This window comes from Streptomyces sp. TLI_55, from assembly GCF_900206255.1.
GTDB classification, from domain to species: Bacteria; Actinomycetota; Actinomycetes; order Streptomycetales; family Streptomycetaceae; genus Streptomyces; species Streptomyces aquilus.
The window spans coordinates 2,962,986-2,979,196 of record NZ_OAOJ01000001.1 but is presented as its reverse complement, the minus strand read 5'-3'; the positions used below and the strand labels follow the sequence as shown (position 1 = coordinate 2,979,196).

The 16,211-nt window shown below is 71.5% G+C and carries 15 protein-coding genes and 1 pseudogene; 6 read left to right on the top strand and 10 right to left on the bottom strand.

All coding sequences use genetic code 11. The features are described 5' to 3' along the window. Positions 1–40: 40 nt before the first annotated feature. From CRP56_RS13860 to CRP56_RS13845, 4 genes are read right to left on the bottom strand one after another with little or no spacing between them, the layout of a single operon-like run. Complete coding sequence (locus tag CRP56_RS13860; protein ID WP_097263846.1) at positions 41–622, bottom strand: TetR/AcrR family transcriptional regulator; 582 nt, start codon at positions 620–622, stop codon at positions 41–43. 53 nt (positions 623–675) lie between these two features. Next, positions 676–1,026 (bottom strand): nitrite reductase small subunit NirD, encoded by a 351-nt coding sequence (nirD, locus tag CRP56_RS13855; protein ID WP_097263845.1) that lies wholly within the window; start codon positions 1,024–1,026, stop codon positions 676–678. After that, positions 1,023–3,638 carry a nitrite reductase large subunit NirB gene (nirB, locus tag CRP56_RS13850; protein ID WP_097263843.1) on the bottom strand — a complete coding sequence of 872 codons (2,616 nt, stop codon included), beginning with the start codon at positions 3,636–3,638 and terminating at the stop codon, positions 1,023–1,025. Before nirB ends, nirD begins: the two co-directional genes overlap by 4 nt. Continuing rightward, positions 3,638–4,852 (bottom strand): NAD(P)/FAD-dependent oxidoreductase, encoded by a 1,215-nt coding sequence (locus CRP56_RS13845; RefSeq protein WP_097263842.1) that lies wholly within the window; start codon positions 4,850–4,852, stop codon positions 3,638–3,640. Before CRP56_RS13845 ends, nirB begins: the two co-directional genes overlap by 1 nt. Positions 4,853–5,047: 195 nt before the next feature. On the opposite strand from CRP56_RS13845, the pseudogene CRP56_RS48350 reads away from it, so the two are divergent. Both CRP56_RS48350 and cpt read left to right on the top strand, forming a co-directional pair. After that, a pseudogene (locus CRP56_RS48350) lies at positions 5,048–5,272 on the top strand (hypothetical protein); the annotation flags it as partial. Positions 5,273–5,287: 15 nt separating this feature from the next. Continuing rightward, positions 5,288–5,821 (top strand): chloramphenicol phosphotransferase CPT, encoded by a 534-nt coding sequence (gene cpt, locus CRP56_RS13835; RefSeq protein ID WP_097263841.1) that lies wholly within the window; start codon positions 5,288–5,290, stop codon positions 5,819–5,821. On the opposite strand, the gene CRP56_RS13830 is transcribed toward cpt, so the two are convergent. Then, positions 5,805–6,440 carry a class F sortase gene (locus CRP56_RS13830; RefSeq protein WP_097263839.1) on the bottom strand — a complete coding sequence of 212 codons (636 nt, stop codon included), beginning with the start codon at positions 6,438–6,440 and terminating at the stop codon, positions 5,805–5,807. The two genes, cpt and CRP56_RS13830, sit on opposite strands and share 17 nt — an antisense overlap. Positions 6,441–6,548: 108 nt before the next feature. Beyond that, a complete protein-coding gene (locus tag CRP56_RS13825; protein WP_097263838.1) occupies positions 6,549–7,070 on the bottom strand; it encodes a hypothetical protein in 522 nt (173 codons plus the stop codon). Between the two features lie 278 nt (positions 7,071–7,348). On the opposite strand from CRP56_RS13825, the gene CRP56_RS13820 reads away from it, so the two are divergent. Next, positions 7,349–7,948: an NADPH-dependent FMN reductase gene (locus tag CRP56_RS13820; RefSeq protein ID WP_097263836.1), complete on the top strand. Its 600-nt coding sequence runs from the start codon at positions 7,349–7,351 to the stop codon at positions 7,946–7,948. A 95-nt stretch (positions 7,949–8,043) separates the two neighbouring features. Here CRP56_RS13820 and CRP56_RS13815 read toward each other — a convergent pair whose 3' ends face one another. Next, positions 8,044–8,775 carry a TetR/AcrR family transcriptional regulator gene (locus CRP56_RS13815; protein ID WP_097263835.1) on the bottom strand — a complete coding sequence of 244 codons (732 nt, stop codon included), beginning with the start codon at positions 8,773–8,775 and terminating at the stop codon, positions 8,044–8,046. A gap of 140 nt (positions 8,776–8,915) precedes the next feature. Here CRP56_RS13815 and CRP56_RS13810 point away from each other — a divergent pair, with 140 nt between their 5' ends. Beyond that, positions 8,916–10,430: an MFS transporter gene (locus CRP56_RS13810; RefSeq protein WP_097263834.1), complete on the top strand. Its 1,515-nt coding sequence runs from the start codon at positions 8,916–8,918 to the stop codon at positions 10,428–10,430. A 218-nt stretch (positions 10,431–10,648) separates the two neighbouring features. On the opposite strand, the gene CRP56_RS13805 is transcribed toward CRP56_RS13810, so the two are convergent. Next, entirely contained in the window at positions 10,649–10,972 is a 324-nt protein-coding gene (locus CRP56_RS13805) for a helix-turn-helix transcriptional regulator (RefSeq protein WP_097263832.1), read from the bottom strand. A 128-nt stretch (positions 10,973–11,100) separates the two neighbouring features. Here CRP56_RS13805 and CRP56_RS13800 point away from each other — a divergent pair, with 128 nt between their 5' ends. Further along, entirely contained in the window at positions 11,101–11,760 is a 660-nt protein-coding gene (locus CRP56_RS13800; RefSeq protein WP_257040766.1) for an anti-sigma factor antagonist, read from the top strand. Between the two features lie 68 nt (positions 11,761–11,828). Here CRP56_RS13800 and CRP56_RS13795 read toward each other — a convergent pair whose 3' ends face one another. Further along, positions 11,829–13,499, bottom strand: a complete 1,671-nt coding sequence (locus CRP56_RS13795) for a M4 family metallopeptidase (RefSeq protein ID WP_097263831.1) — start codon at positions 13,497–13,499, stop codon at positions 11,829–11,831. 127 nt (positions 13,500–13,626) lie between these two features. On the opposite strand from CRP56_RS13795, the gene CRP56_RS13790 reads away from it, so the two are divergent. After that, entirely contained in the window at positions 13,627–14,037 is a 411-nt protein-coding gene (locus CRP56_RS13790) for a gamma-glutamylcyclotransferase family protein (protein ID WP_097263829.1), read from the top strand. Between the two features lie 26 nt (positions 14,038–14,063). Here CRP56_RS13790 and CRP56_RS13785 read toward each other — a convergent pair whose 3' ends face one another. After that, positions 14,064–16,145 (bottom strand): molybdopterin oxidoreductase family protein, encoded by a 2,082-nt coding sequence (locus tag CRP56_RS13785; RefSeq protein ID WP_097263827.1) that lies wholly within the window; start codon positions 16,143–16,145, stop codon positions 14,064–14,066. Positions 16,146–16,211 lie beyond the last annotated feature (66 nt).

Sequence of the window (16,211 nt, the reverse complement as noted above, 5' to 3'; positions counted from 1 at the left end):
CCGATCGGTTCAGTATGGCGCCAAAAAAGAAACGCGGACCTCAGTCCAGCAGCGTCAGCGCCTGTTCCGCCGCGTCCCGCACCCTGGCCGGGTCTGTGGACGCCTTCCCCACGACCTTCAGGCCCTGGAGCAGTACCAGCAGCATGCGCGCGAGAGTCAACGGGTCGCGGCCCGCGGGCAGTTCGCCCTGTGCCTGCGCGCGGACCAGGCCCGAGTGCAGGACCGTCTCCAGGTGGTCCCAGTTCCGCTCGACCTGACGGGCCGCCGCCGGGTCGTGCGGGGCCAGCTCGGCCGCCGTGTTGGTGATGAAACAGCCGTTCAGGCGCAGGTTCTCGGCGGTCGCCTCGTCGGCGTAACGCCGGACGAGCGCGCGGACGGCCGGCAGTACCGGGCCCGGCTGGGACAGCTCCCCGAGCAGGTCCGGGAGCCGTTCCTCGTAGCGCTTCAGTGCCTTCAGGTACAGCTCGTGCTTGTTGCCGAAGGTCGCGTAGATGCTGGCGCGGCCGATGCCGAGGTGCTCGACGAGGTCGGCCATCGACGTCGCCTCGTAGCCGCGCCGCCAGAACAGCTCCAGAGCTGCCTGCAGCGCGGCCTCGGGGTCGAACTCCTTGGTCCTGGCCATGGGGAGCAGCCTAGGACTTTCGAGAACGGTCGGTCAAGAAATTGTCCCGGACCTCAAGCGGCCCGCACCTCGTACGTCGCGATCCGTACCGTCTCGTCGTCCAGGCACTCCCCGGTCTCCAGGTCGAAGCGCTGCTTCAGCAGGGGCGAGGCCACGAAGGGCCGCCCCTGGAAGGAACCCGTCAGGCCGCGGGAGAGGACCGCCGCGCCGCCGAACGGGTCACGGTTGTCGATGGCGTACAGCTTGCCCGCGCGGTCGCGGAACAGGGCCACCTGGCGGCCGTCGGGCAGCAGGGCGGCGACGCCGCGGCCCGGGAGCAGGACGTTCAGGTCGCAGACCGTGAACCAGCTGTCGCCGAGCTGGAGTTGGACTTTGAGGTCGGTGGTCTCGGGTGCCAGGGTCATCGCTGGGCGGTTCCTTCCAGGACGTCTTCGGCGGGGCGCAGGCCGATGGACAGCAGCGGCAGGTCGGGCTTGATCTGGTCGCGCTCGGGGACGAAGCCGACGACCGGGTCAGGGGTGTCGGGGGCGTTCACGAAGGACACGAACCGGGCGAGCTTCTCGGGGTCGTTGATGGTGTCGGCCCACTCGTCGCGGTAGTGGGCGACATGGTTGGCCATCAGGCTCTCCAGCTCCTCGCAGATGCCGAGGGAGTCCTCGACGACCACGTCACGGACGTGGTCCAGGCCGCCGGGGATGCGCTCCAGCCAGGTCGAGGTGCGCTCCAGGCGGTCGGCGGTGCGGATGTAGAACATCAGGAACCGGTCGATGAGCTTGATGAGTTCGGTGTCGGAGAGGTCCTGCGCGAGGAGGTCGGCGTGGCGCGGGGTGGCGCCGCCGTTGCCGCCGACGTACAGGTTCCAGCCGCCGGAGGTGGCGATGATGCCGAAGTCCTTCGACTGGGCCTCGGCGCACTCGCGGGCGCAGCCCGAGACCGCCGACTTCAGCTTGTGCGGGGAGCGCAGGCCCCGGTAGCGCAGCTCCAGGTCGATCGCCATGCGGACCGAGTCCTGGACGCCGTAGCGGCACCAGGTCTGGCCCACGCAGGACTTCACCGTGCGCAGGGACTTGCCGTACGCGTGGCCGGACTCGAAGCCGGCGTCCACCAACCTCGTCCAGATCAGCGGGAGTTGTTCGACGCGGGCGCCGAACATGTCGATCCGCTGACCGCCGGTGATCTTCGTGTAGAGGCCGAAGTCGCGGGCGATCTCGCCGATGACGATCAGGCCCTCCGGGGTGATCTCACCGCCGGGGATGCGCGGGACGACCGAATAGGAGCCGTTCTTCTGGAGGTTGGCGAGGAAGTGGTCGTTGCTGTCCTGGAGGGCGGCCTGCTCGCCGTCGAGGACGTAGACGTCGGCGCCGATGGTCGGGGCGAGGGAGGCGATGATCGAGGCGACCGCCGGCTTGCAGATCTCGCAGCCGTCGCCGCCCCGGGCCTCGTCGCGGCCGTACCGGTCGAGGAGGTCCTGGTAAGTGTTGATGCGCAGGGCGAGGACGATCTCGTACAGCTCCTCGCGGGTCTGCCCGAAGCAGCCGCACAGGCCCTTGTCGACCTCGATGCCGGACGCCTCCAGCTCGGCGTTGACCAGCTGGCCGAGGACCTTGACGCAACTGCCGCACGTCGTACCGGCCTTGGTGCACTTCTTCACCTCGGGCACGGTGGTGCACCGGTGGTCGGTGACCGCGGCGCGGATCGTGCCCTTGCGGACGTTGTTGCAGGAGCAGATGATCGCGTCGTCCGGCAGCGCGGTCGGGCCGAGCTGCACCGACTCACCGGCGCCGGCGGGCAGCACCAGCGACTCGGGGGAGACCGGCGGGATGGAGCCGGTGAACGCCTTCAGCGTGCCGTAGGCCTCGGCGTCGCCGACCAGGATGCCGCCGAGCAGCGTGCCGTCGCGGCCGATGACCAGCTTCTTGTACAGGCCCGCGCGGGAGTCGGAGTAGACGACGTCCAGGCAGTCTTCGGTCGTGCCGTGCGCGTCGCCGAAGGAGGCGACGTCCACGCCGAGCAGCTTCAGCTTGGTCGACAAGTCGGCGCCGACGAAGGCCGCTTCGTCCGACGCGATGGTCGCGGCGGCCGTCTCCGCCTGCTCGTAACCGGGGGCGACCAGGCCGTACACCCGGCCGTCGGCGGCCAGCGCGCACTCGCCGATCGCGAAGACGCTCGGGTCGCTGACCGTGCGGCACTGCTCGTCGACGGTGATGCCGCCGCGCTCGCCGACCGTGAGGCCCGAGGCGCGGGCCAGCTGGTCGCGGGGGCGGACACCGGCGCTGAACACCACGAGGTCGGTGGCGAGTTCGGAGCCGTCGGACAGCTTCATGCCGGTGACCGCGCCGGACTCGTCGACCACGATCTCCTGCGTGCCGACCCCGGTGTGGACGCTCAGGCCCATCTCCTCGATGGTGCGAAGGAGGGCCGCGCCACCGCCCTCGTCGACCTGCACCGGCATCAGGCGCGGCGCGAACTCCACGATGTGGGAGGTCAGTCCGAGCCCCTTCAGCGCGCCGGCGGCCTCAAGCCCGAGCAGACCGCCGCCGACCACGGCACCCGTCGTCGCGTTCTTGGCGTACTCCTCGATCGCGAGGAGGTCCTCGATCGTGCGGTAGACGAAGCAGCCGGTGGCGTCCTTGTTCGGGACCGGCGGGACGAACGGGAAGGAGCCGGTGGCGAGGACGAGGATGTCGTAGCCGAAGACCTGGCCGGACTTCGCGGTGACCCGCTTCGCCTCGCGGTCGATCGTCTCGGCCGGGTCGCCGACGTACAGCTCGATGCCGTGCGCCTGGATGAACTCCAGGTCCGTCAGGGACAGGTCCTCGGGCGTCCTGCCCGAGAAGTACGAGGTGAGGGCGACACGGTCATAGGCCGGGCGCGGCTCCTCGCACAGCACGACCACGCGGTGCGTGGCGGTCAGGCCGCGGTCGGCGAGCGCCTCCAGGAAACGCTGGCCGACCATGCCGTGGCCGACGAGGACGATCGTGGGGGTGGCCTCCGTGGCCTCCGGGCTGGCGGTCATCAGGAGCCTCCATCGTTGGTGAGCAGGTGGAGCAGGGGGCCGTCGTCGGGGAGCGGCTCTGCTCCCTCCCAGGCGCGGGCGAGCGCGCCGACGGTGCCGAGTTCGCCGACGAGGACCCCGCCGACCAGGCGGTCGTCGCGGACGACGACCTTGCGGTAGGTGCCGCGGGTGGCGTCCGTGAGCTGGACGACGTCGTCCCCGGGCCGCGGCTCGGTCTCGCCGAACGCGGCGAGGTCGAAGGGGGAGTCGGGGCCGGTCAGCGTCAGCCGGGTCAGTGAACGGGTGCCGGTGTAGCGGGCGTTGGTCCGGCCGGCGAGCAGCTCGGCGAGCACGTCGGCCTGTTCGAGGGCCGGGGTGGCCAGCCCGTACAGCACTCCGTCGTGCTGGGCGCAGTCGCCGACGGCGTGGATGTGCGGGTCGGAGGTGCGCAGTTCGTCGTCGACGACGATGCCCTTGCGGACCTCCAGGCCCGCGACCTGGGCGAGACCGACCCTGGGGTGAACCCCGCAGGCCAGGACCACGAGGTCGGCGTCGAGGGCGTAACCGTCGGACATCTCGACCGAGCGGACCGCGCCGCCGACGACGCGGACGTCCCGCACCCGGCACTCGGTGTGGATCTCCACGCCGAGGTCCTTCAGGTGCCGCTGGACCAGCTTCGAGGCGCTCGGGTCGAGCTGGCGCTCCATGAGCCGCTCACCCTGCTGGGCGAGGACCACCTGGGCGCCGCGCTGGGCGAGCGCCCGGGCCGCGGAGACGCCGAGCAGCCCGCCGCCGATCACGACCGCCTTCACGCCCGGCCGGACCTGCTGGGACAGGCCCAGGCAGTCGTCCATGGTGCGGAAGGCGTGGACGCCCTCCGGCAGGACATGGTCCGGGGTGAACAGCCCGCGCAGCGGCGGCAGCACCGGGTTCGAGCCGGTCGCCAGGACCAGCGTGTCGTATGCGATCTTCGAGCCGTCCGCGCACGCGACGGTCCGGGCCTCGCGGTCGATGCCGGTGACCCGGGCGCGGGTGAGCCGCGCCGGCGCGGGCAGCGTGATCACGTCGGGGCTGTAGCGCCCGGCCAGCACTTCGGCGAGGAGCACCCGGTTGTACGGGCGGTGCTCCTCCTCGCCGATCAGCGTCACGGGTGTGCCGAGCTCGCCGAGCCGCCGGGCGAGACGGACGCCCGCGAGGCCGGCGCCGATCACCACCACACGCGTATTCGAGGTCATGTTCAGGAGCGTGCGGTGCCGGTGTTACCCGGCCGCATCGCAGCTGTTTCCCACGAGGAACGCTGCCCTCCCCCCTGCCGGGGCGCGGATGTGAGGGTTCGGGACGGGCGTGGGGGGCGCGTTGTGAGGTGGGTGTCGTGGGCCGCAGCGGGGTGGAAGTGAGCCTGATCAGCCGCACGCCCCGAACGGTCTTGGGCGCACGGGTCCCCGGCGTACTCGACCCCTCTGACGGCCGGCTGGATCGACGCCGCGATCGGCCTCGCGGGCCTCGGTATCGGCTTCTACGACGGGCTGATCGGCCCCGGCACCCTGGGCGCGCACACCGCGCTGAAGAAGGGCAGCGGATTCGTCCGGGTCGTGCTGCTGACGGTGGTGTTCGCGCTGGTGGCGAAAATGGCGTGGGAGCAGTGGGTGGCCTGACGCTACGGTGACCGCATGGCGACCCAGGTGATCGTGCTCAACGGCGGTTCCAGCGCCGGCAAGTCCGGGATCGCGCGGTGTCTTCAGGCGGTACTGCCGGACCCGTGGCTGACCTTCGGCGTCGACTCGCTGATCGAGGCGATGCCCGGAGAAGGGGTCGGCATCGAGTTCGCCGCCGACGGCGGGGTGGAGATCGGCCCCGCGTTCACGGCGCTGGAAGCGGCCTGGGCCCGCGGGATCGCCGCGATGGCACACTCCGGCGCCCGGCTGATCATCGACGACGTGTTCCTCGGCGGCGCGGCGACACAGGAGAGATGGCGCCGGGTCCTCGACGGCCTGGACGTCCTCTGGGTCGGCGTCCGCTGCGAGGCGGCGGTGGCCGCGGGCCGGGAGATCGCCCGCGGGGACCGGGTGCGGGGGATGGCGGAGCAGCAGGCGGAGCTGGTCCACCGGGGCGTGGTCTACGACGTCGAGGTCGACACCGCGCACGCCGAGTCCCTGGAGTGCGCCCGCACCATCGCCAAGGCCGTGGTCAGCGGCTCCCCGTGAGGTGCGCGAAGACGACCACGTTCCCCTGGTAGCCGGTCGCGCGTGAGTAGCCGCCGCCGCAGGTGATCACCCGCAGCTCGGGGCGGCGGGCCGCGCCGTACACCTTCGCGTCGGGGAAGTCGTCGGTGTCGTAGACCTCGACGGAGTCGACGGAGAACACGGCCGTGGTGCCGTCGCGGCGTTCCGTCTCGATGGTGCTGCCCTTCTTCAGGGCGCCGAGGTCGTAGAAGACGGCGGGGCCGTCGGCGTTGTCGACGTGCCCGGCGATGATCGCGGTGCCGGTCTCACCGGGGGTCGTGCCGGCCTCGTACCAGCCGGCGAGGTTCTTCTTCGCGGCCGGCGGGACGTCGAGGCTGCCGGTCGGGGTGAGCCCCAGGCTCATCAGGGGCGCGTCGACCCGGATCGAGGGGATGCGGATGCGGTCCGGCGGCGAGGGCGGCAGCGCGGGAGCCGAGCGCGGGTCGGTGTGACCGGCGCGGGCCTCGGACGCGGCCGGCTGCGGCGGCGCGTGCGTCTCGGCGCCGCTGCGCAGCAGCCATGCGCCGGTGCACAGGGCGACCAGGGTGACGGCCGCTATGACGACGTTGCCGGCCCGGCCGGCCCTGCTGAAGCTGCGCACAACAAGCCTCCTGGACGGTGGACCCGCCCCCCTCCGGGCCGCGAGGGGCGTCGGACCCGGAGGGGGAGGGACATGCGGTACCGGCGGACGGACAGCGGAGGGTGTCCGTCAGATCCCGTCGCCTCTCGCCCGGCGATGCAGGAGCCAGGTACCGCCCGCGGCGGCGACGGCGAGAGCCGCCACGCCGGCCGCGGTCTGCACGGGGTCGGGGCCCAGAGCGCCACCGACCCCCGTCTTCACACTTCCTCGGGGATACACCTGCTGCCGCGCCGACGTCATCGTGACCACGAGGTCGCCGGTGACCCGCTTCCCGCCTTCCGCGCAGGTCGCGACGATCTCGTACGTCCCCGGCTGTGCGCTCTCCGGCACCTCGAACTGCCCGATCGCGTCCTGCTCGTGGGTGCTCGGCGCGAGCGTGAACCGCCCGGCGCCGACCGCGCTCGCGTCGCCCTCCGCCGTGGCGTCGTCGCCGCAGGCCGCCGTGTTGACCGTGACCTGCCCGCCCGGCGCCACCGAGGAGGGGTACACCTCCAGGGTCCCGGCACCGGCGGCGTACACCGGTGCGGTGGCCAGCCCAGCGGCCGCGGCGGCGAGCGCGGTGCCGGTGAGCAGACGGGCGGTACGGCGCATCGGGTGCTCCTTCGAGCGATTCGGTGTCCCCTGCCCTTCTGAGGTAAGTGGCAGCGGGCCCAGCGCGCTTCCTGAGGGTGCGTCAGAAATACGGTGAATGGGTGTCAGATCGGCATAAAGGACGCCCGATCGCCCGGAGTTTCAGCAGGTCACCGCCGTACGACAAGGGGGCCGGGAAAGAGAATCCGAAGGGCGCAGAGCGCGCGTGCGACCGGGTGACCCGTCCCTCGCGGCGACGACTTGACCTCGACCAAGCTTGAGGTACGAGCCTGTACCGCATGCCCATCACAGACACGCTCATCTCCGATGCCCCGCTCCACGTCACCCTCGTCGTCGGCAGCAACCGGCACGGCCGGTTCGGCCCGGTGGTCGCCGACTGGCTCCTCGACCGGATGCGCGACCGGGACGACCTGATCCCGGAGGTCGTCGACGTGGCCGACGTCCACCTCCCCACCAGCCTGACCCCGACCCCCGAGGCGACCGCCGCGCTCGCCGACGTCACCCCGAGGCTGGAGGGCGCCGAGGCCTTCGTCGTCCTCACCCCCGAGTACAACCACTCCTTCCCGGCCGGCCTGAAGAACCTCATCGACTGGCACTACGCGGAGTGGCGCGCCAAACCGGTCGGTCTTGTCTCGTACGGCGGCATGGCGGGCGGCCTGCGAGCGGCCGAGCACCTCCGGCAGGTCTTCGCCGAGCTGCACGCGGTGACGGTCCGGGACACGGTGTCCTTCCACAACGCGGGCGCGTCCTTCGACGACACCGGCCGCCTGAAGGACCCGTCGGGCCCGGACGCGGCGGCGAAGACGATGCTGGATCAGTTGGTGTGGTGGGGGAGGGGTTTGAGGGAGGCCAGGGCGAAGCGCCCGTACGGGGCGTAGCCCCGTCCCTCAGGGGCGCGGGGAACTGCGCGACCAGTCCCCACCGGTCGGCAGCCGCCCTACTGCACCTGGCCACCCCCCTCCTCCGCATTCGGTCACTTCGGCAGCCGCAGGGCCAGCCCGTCGAGGACGACCTCCAAGCCGTAGCGGAACTTCTCGTCGCGCAGGGCGGCCGGGTCGGTGATCGCGGGGGCGTCGGTGTAGGAACCGGCGAGATGCTCGTGGCCGGCGGCGGCCTGCTGCGCGGCGGGCATGAGGCGGGCGATGAAGCCGGCCTCGGTCTCGCCGGAGCGGGCCACGGTGGTGAGCCAGGCGGCCTCGGTGGTGCTCATGCCGATGACGTACGACAGCACGGTGTCGATGGCGCGGCTCGGCTCCGGGAATCCGGCCGCCGTGAACAGCGCGGCGAGCCGCTCGGAGTAGCTCATGAGGTTCGGGCCGAGATAGGCGAGGCCCGCCTGGCCGAGGACCGAGGACAGCCAGGGGTGCCGCAGGGCCGTGGCCCGGAACCCGGCGGCGGCCTCGCTGACGGCGGCTCGCCACTGCTCGCCGTCCTGGAGCTCCGGTACGCGGATCTCGGCGGCGACCTCGTCCACGGCGAGCTCCATCAGCTCGTCCTTGGTCGCGACGTGCCGGTAGAGCGAGGTCGCGCCGGCGTTGAGGCGGGCGCCCAGCTTGCGCATGCTCAGCGCCTCGATGCCGTCGCTGTCGAGCATCGCGACCGCCTCCCGCACGATCGCCTCCCGGCTGAGGGCGGGCTGGTCGGGGGTGCGCTGCTCGCGGGCCCAGACGGAGGGGAGGGGGGCGGGCTTGGCCTTGGGGGGCATGGGGCTCCTCGGCGCTCTCTGCGGTGCGTACGGCGTGCGCACTCAGCGTACAGAATTCGCGTCTTGCGTACACCGTTCCGCTGTGCGTACAGTGTTCGCACCAAGGGAACAGTGTTCGCAGCAGTGAGGGGATGTTGGCGATGGAACCGCGTGATCCGCGTCGTTGGTGGATTCTGATCGTGCTCTGTCTGAGCACGCTGGTGCTGACGGTCGACAGCATGGCGCTGACCGTCGCCGTGCCGTCGATGGCCGAGGACCTGGGCGCGAGCGCCCGCGACACCCAGTGGATCCTCGACTCCTACATCCTGGTCTTCGCCGGACTGCTCCTGACCTCCGGCAGCCTGGGCGACCGCTTCGGCCGCCGGAAGGTCATGCTGATCGGGCTCCTGCTCTTCGGGGCGGCGTCACTGGCGGCGACCTTGTGCACCAGCCCGGGCGAGGTCATCGCGGTCAGGGTGGCGATGGGTGTGGGCGGAGCGTTGATCATGCCGTCGACGCTCTCGATCCTCATCACCGTCTTCGACGAGGACGAACGCGGCAAGGCCATGGCGGCCTGGGGCTCGGTGTCGATGCTGGGCCTGGTGGGCAGCCCGGTCCTCGGCGGCGTCCTGATCGACCACTTCTCCTGGCACTCGATCTTCTTCATCAACGTGCCGATCGTGGTGCTGGCGCTGATCGCCGGGGTCGTGCTGATGCCGGAGTCGAAGGCGCCGTGGCAGAAGGCCGACCCGCTGGGCGCGGTGTTGTCGGCGGCCGGGATGACGGCCCTGGTGTGGTGGATCATCGAGCTGCCGCTGCATGGCGCCCTCGGCGGCAGCCAGTCGCTCACCCTCATCACCGCGCTCGGCGCCCTGGTCGGCTTCGTGGTCTGGGAGAACGTCACCAAGGCCCCGATGGTCCCGCTCGTCCTCTTCAAGCACCGCAACTTCAGCGGCGGTTCGCTCTCGCTGGCGCTGGTCCAGATCGGCAACGGCGGACTGCTGCTGGTCCTGACCCAGTACCTCCAGTTCGTCCTCGGCTACTCGCCGATCAAGGCGGGCCTGGCGTTCCTGCCCCTCGCCATCGCCGCGCTCGTCGGCAACGGCCTGGGCGTGAAGCTGGCGGCGAGGATCGGCAACCGGTTCGTGATCCTCGCGGGGATGCTGGTGATGGTGGCGTGCTTCGCGCTGCTGACCACGGTGGACGCGGAATCCGGCGTCACCGTCCCGGCGGTGGCCCTCGGGCTGCTGGGCCTGGGTGCGGGGCTGGCGATGCCGGCCGCGGTGGGCGCCCTGATGGGCACGATCCCGGCCGACAAGGCGGGCGTCGGCTCGGCCCTCAACGACACGATCCAGCAGGCGGGTACGGCACTCGGCATCGCCATCCTGGGCTCGCTCCTCTCCAGCGGCTACGCGGCGAAGATGCCGGCCGGTGCCCCGGAGGCGGCCCGCCACTCGATCGCCGGCGCGGCGACCCTGGGTGACGCGAGCCTGCTGCACACCGCCCGGGAGGCCTTCGCCTCCGCGATGTCGACGACCTTCACGGTCAGCGCGATCGGCGTCCTGGCGGCGGCCCTGCTGGCGGTCCTGGTCATGCGGGACGGCAAGGAGGAGCCGGTGCCCGCGGCGCAGGAAGAGGGGCAAGGGCAGGAGAAGGAGGCCGAGTTCGCGGCCTGACGTGAGAACGAGGAGGCCGGTTCCCGAAAGGGGGCCGGCCTTCGTTGCCGTCTGCCTTCCTCGTCGTCCGTCTGCTGCCCGGGTTCGTTTTCCCGTACCTCCGGGTACCCGCCTCGCGTGCGTATCCCGAGGAGAGACCGCAGATGGTCCTGTTCGGCCGGGTGGTGGGCCGGTGTGGACGGCGGGGTGGTGCGGCGCCCGGGTGGGCGCCACCGGCCTCACCCCTCGGCCGGCGCCCGCCGGGCCTCGTGGTTGGCCAGCAGGTTGAGGAGTTGCGCCACGGTCAGTCCCGACTCCGCCGGATGACGCAGGATCGTCCCCGGCTGGATCTGGTACGTGTTCGATCTGCCCTCGCGCTTGTGGGTCAGATACCCGTCGTTCTCCAGATCCGAAATGATCTTCTGGACGGCGCGCTCGGTGAGATGGCAGCGGGCCGCGATGTCGCGGATGCGGGTGGTGTGGTCCTCGGCGATGGCTGCCAGCACGCGGGCGTGACTGGTCAGGAAGGTCCACCCCGAGTGCGGTTCCGGCACTTCTCCCATGGCCCAAGGATATGACCCATGCTTCACGAAACCAAAAGAGCGAATTAAATTTCCGGTATCCCTTGACGTGTGAAGGAGTGGTGCGGAAGCTGGAACCAGAGCGAACGGACTCGACAAGGACGGCGGACATGCACGCACCGACAGAGGTCGACGAGCCCGTCCTGGACCTGACCATGGACGCGCCGTCCCCGGGCGGCCAGGTACGCGTCACGATTCGCGGCGAGCTCGACCTCAGCGTCGTCCCGGCACTGGAGCGAGCCCTGCGGAAGGCCGTCGCGCGCGCCACCCGGGGCGTGGTCCTGGACCTGAGCGGTACCTCTTTTTGCGACTGCTCGGGTCTCAACGCCCTGCTGACCGCCCGGCGGCACGCGCTGGAAAGCGGCAGGGCGTTCACCATCCGATCCGCCGGCCCCGCGGTACGGCGCCTGCTGACCGCGACCGGCACCTGGCCACTGTTCACACCGGGGGAGCACGCCCTGAACCACGACGAGCAGGCACTGCGCGACGAGGTCGTCCAACTGCGCCGCGCCATGCGGACGCGGCCCGCCATCGACCAGGCGCGAGGCATCCTGATGGCGACGTTCGCGCTCAGCCCCGAGGACGCCTGGGACGTTCTGGTCAGGATCTCCCAGAACACCAACACCAAGCTGCATGTGCTCGCCGGTCAACTGGTGGGCACCGCACAGGACGGAGGGCTCCCCGACGGCCTACGACAACAGGTGACGGCGGTACTGGAGACGCTGCCGGCGCCCTCCGACGCCGGGGAGTCCGCGCCGGACGCGAGCTGAGCAGGCCGGCGGTGCGGTGGCGGAGCCCGATCAGGCCCGCCACCGCCCTTACTTCCGTCCGTCGCCGGTCAGCCGACGTTCACCGCGCTCCACGCCGCGGCCACCGCGTTGTACTCCGTGCTCCCCGCCCCGTACAGGTCCTTCGCCGCGTTCAGCGTCGCCGTCCGGGCGGCCGCGTAGTTCGTCGAGGAGGTCATGTAGACGGTCAGCGCCCGGTACCAGATGGCGCCCAGCTTGTCCCGCCCGATCCCCGACACCGAACTGCCGTTGCAGGTGGGCGAGTTGTAGTTGACGCCATTGACCGTCTTCGCCCCGCTGCCCTCGGCGAGCAGATACGCGAAGTGGTTCGCGACGCCGGACGAGTAGTGGACGTCGAGGTTCCCGACCGAGGAGCTCCAGCAGTCGGCCGAGTTGCCGTCCTTCGACGGCTTGTCCATGTAGCGCAGCGCGTCCCGCCCGAAGCCGGACCGGACGATCTTCTCGCCGATCAGATAGTCCCCGGGGTCGGAGGAGTTCGCCGCGTAGAACTCGACGAGCGTGCCGAAGATGTCGGACGTCGCCTCGTTGAGCCCGCCGGACTCGCCCGAGTACGTCAGTGCCGCCGTCTTCGACGTCACGCCGTGCGACATCTCGTGCCCCGCCACGTCCAGCGACACCAGCGGGCCGAGCTGCGTCCCGTCACCGTCGCCGTACGTCATGCAGAAGCAACTGTCGTCCCAGAAGGCGTTGTTGTAGCTGTTGCCGTAGTGGACGCGGTTGTACGACCCCTTGCCGTCCCCGCCGATGCCGTTCCGGCCGTGGACGTTCTTGTAGTAGTCCCAGGTGACGTCGGTGCCGTACTGCGCGTCGACGGCGGCCGTCGCCCGGTCCGAAGTCGCCCCCGTGCCCCAGTGGTTGTCGGCGTCGGTGAAGAGCGTCGCCGGGGCGCGGCTGATGCAGATGCCGAAGATGCACAGGTCGGTCTTGTTGGCCGCGTCACCGGTGTACGTGTTCCCGCGCGTCGGGTCCTTGAGCTGGTACGTCGACCCCGACAGCGTCGTCTGCAGCGGCACCGTCCCGCCGTACAGCGACTTGCCGTCGCCCGAGGCGCTCTCCAGGGAGTCCCAGGCGTCGATCTGCGCCCCGGTCCCGGCGTCGGTCAGCACCACGCGCGCGACCGGGTTGCCCTGCGCGTCCTGGGCCACGGCCTCGGTGCGCCAGGCCAGCTTGGGCGTGCCGTGCAGGGCGTCGACGACCAGCTGCGGCTTGGCGGTCAGCTTCTTCAGCGTCTCGCCGAGGTTGGCGGCGCGCAGCGCGTTCGCGGCGAGGTCGGCGGCCTTCGGGGCGGACAGGGCGGGCGTCACACCGGGGAGCGAGATCGCCTTCTTCGTCGCCCGGTTGACGCCTTCGTACGCCCCGTCCGGCGCCAGGTGGACGACGAAGTCGCCGCCCAGCACGGGCAGGTTGCGGTACGTGCGGTCGTAACGGACGTGCTGGGTGCCGTCCTTGTCGACGACGACGTCGCGCACCTTGGTCCGCTGCGCGGACGTCAGGCCCAGCGCGGCGGCCCGCTCGACCAGCACCGAGGCCGCGTTGTCGACGGCGGTGGCCCGGGTCGGTCTGTCGGCCGCGTGGGCGGCGGGGACGAGTGCGGCCGCCAGCAGAGCGGTGGTGGTGGCGGCCACTCCGGCCGCGGCGAGCCGGGAGCTCCTCAGGGAGGGGAGGGAGCGGACAGGGCGGACTGAGCGTATTCGGCTCATCTGTCTCCTCAGAAAGGCGCCTGGGGCGCGTGGGGGAGGCGCTCGTGCTGGAGGAGATTCAAAGGGCACAGGCCTGTCATGTCCATACCGCGTCTGTGCCGGAGTGTGTGGAGAGAGAATCGTTTCTGTGAGCCTCCCGTTCTTTGTTTACGGCACTCTTCGCCCAGGTGAGCCCAACCACGACCACTTCCTGCGCGGCCGCACGACGGCCGAGGAACCGGCGCTGCTGCACGGCGTGGCCCTCTACGACGGTCCCGGATACCCGTACGCCGTGGAGGAACCCGGCACAGTCCGCGGCGACCTCGTCACCGCCCGCCCCGAGGAGTACGCCGCCCTCCTCGTCGCCCTCGACCGCCTGGAGGAGTACGCCCCCGGCGACCCCCGCAACCTCTACGAACGGATCGAGCGCGAGGTGGTCCGGGAGGCCGACGGGACGCCGGTACGGGCCTGGGTGTACGTCGCCGCCCCCGCCGTGGCCGAAGATCTTCGGCGCCGCGGCAGCCGTATCGCGACCGGCGACTGGCTGGCCTTGCGCTGACGCTCAGGCCGGGGCGCCGGGCGCGCTCAGGACTCGACCGCCTCCACCCGCACCGCGCACGTCTTGAACTCCGGCATCCGCGAAATCGGGTCGAGCGCCGGGTTGGTGAGGGTGTTGGCGCGGCCCTCGCCGGGCCAGTGGAAGGGCATGAAGACAGTGTCGGGGCGGATGCCGGTGGTGATCCGGGCCGGCGCCACCGCCCGGCCGCGCCGGGACACGACCGCCACCGGGTCGCCCTCGGCCGCGCCGAGCCGGGCCGCGAGCCGCGGGTGCAGCTCCACGAACGGACCGGGCGCGGCGGCGTTCAGCTCGTCGACCCGGCGGGTCTGGGCGCCGGACTGGTACTGGGCGACGACCCGGCCGGTGGTCAGCAGCACCGGGTACTCGTCGTCCGGCTCCTCCGCCGACGCCCGGTGCGAGACCGGCGCGAAGCGGGCGCGGCCGTCGTCGGTGGCGAAGCGGTCGAGGAAGAGGCGGGGGGTGCCGGGGTGGGCGGCGCTGTCCTGGGCGGGGCAGGGCCAGAACACCCCGTTCTCCTCCGCCAGCCGGCGGTAGGTGATCCCGGAGTAGTCGGCCACGCCGCCCGCGCTGGCCCGGCGCAGCTCCTCGAAGACCTCTTCGGGGTCGGTCGGGAAGCCCTTCTCGACGCCGAGCCGGTCGGCGAGTTCGTGCAGGACCTCCAGGTCGCTGCGGATGCCCTCGGGCGGGGTGATCGCCTGCCGGCGCAGCAGCACCCTGCCCTCCAGACTGGTGGTGGTCCCCGTCTCCTCGGCCCACTGGGTGACTGGCAGGACGACATCGGCGAGCGCGGCCGTCTCCGACAGCACGACATCGCACACGGCAAGGAAATCAAGGGACTTGATGCGCTCCTCGACGTGCGCGGCCCGCGGCGCCGACACCACCGGGTTGGAGCCCATCAGCAGCAGGGACTTGATGTCCCGGCCGAGCGCGTCGAGCAGTTCGTAGGCGCTGCGTCCCGGGCCGGGGAGCGCGTCGGGGTCGACGCCCCACACCTCGGCGACATGCCGCCGCGCGGCCGGGTCGTCGAGCTTGCGGTAGCCGGGCAACTGGTCGGCCTTCTGGCCGTGTTCGCGCCCGCCCTGCCCGTTGCCCTGTCCGGTGAGGCAGCCGTACCCGGACAGCGGTTTGCCGGCCCGCCCGGTCGCCAGGCACAGGTTGATCCACGCGCCCACGGTGTCGGTGCCCTTGGACTGCTGCTCGGGTCCGCGCGCGGTGAGCACCATCGCGGCCTCGGGCTCGCAGAACATCCGCACGGCTTCCCGCAGTTGGGGCACCGGCACGCCGGTGATCCGCTCCACGTACTCCGGCCAGTGCGCCATCGCGGCGGCCCGCGCCTCCTCCCAGCCGGCGGTGCGCTCGGCGACGTAGGCCTCGTCGACCCGCCCCTCGGCGACGATCAGGTGCAACAGGCCCAGCGCCAGGGCGAGATCGGTGCCGGGGCGCGGCATCAGATGCAGGTCGGCCTGGTCGGCGGTCTTGGTCCGGCGCGGGTCGACGACGATCAGGGTGCCGCCGTTCTCCTTCAGTTCGGTGAAGAAGCGCAGCGAGGGCGGCATGGTCTCGGCGAGGTTGGAGCCGACGAGGATCACACAGCCGGTCTTCGGGATGTCCTCCAGCGGGAACGGCAGCCCGCGGTCCAGGCCGAACGCCTTGATGCCGCCGGCCGCGGCCGAGGACATGCAGAAGCGGCCGTTGTAGTCGATCTGCGAGGTGCCGAGGACGACCCGGGCGAACTTGCCCAGCGTGTACGCCTTCTCGTTCGTCAGGCCGCCCCCGCCGAACACCCCGCACGCGTCCGGACCATGTTCCGCACGCGTACGCCGCAGCCCCTCGGCGATCCGGTCCAGTGCCTCGTCCCATGTCGCGGGCACCAGCGTGCCCCCGGAGCGCACCAACGGGGAGGTCAGGCGGACGCTCGACGAGAGCACCGCGGGCGCTGTCCGGCCCTTGCCGCACAGCGCCCCCCGGTTCACCGGGAAGTCCGCGCGCTCGGTCACTTCCACGCCCCCGTCCGGGACGGGCGTGAGGTTCATCCCGCACTGCAGGGCGCAGTAGGGGCAGTGGGTGGGCGTCGCGGTGTTCTGCATGCCCTTCAGCGTGCTTCCGCCGTGTTACGGGCGCGGCGGCTCCCGGTTACACGGCCGGGACGGCGA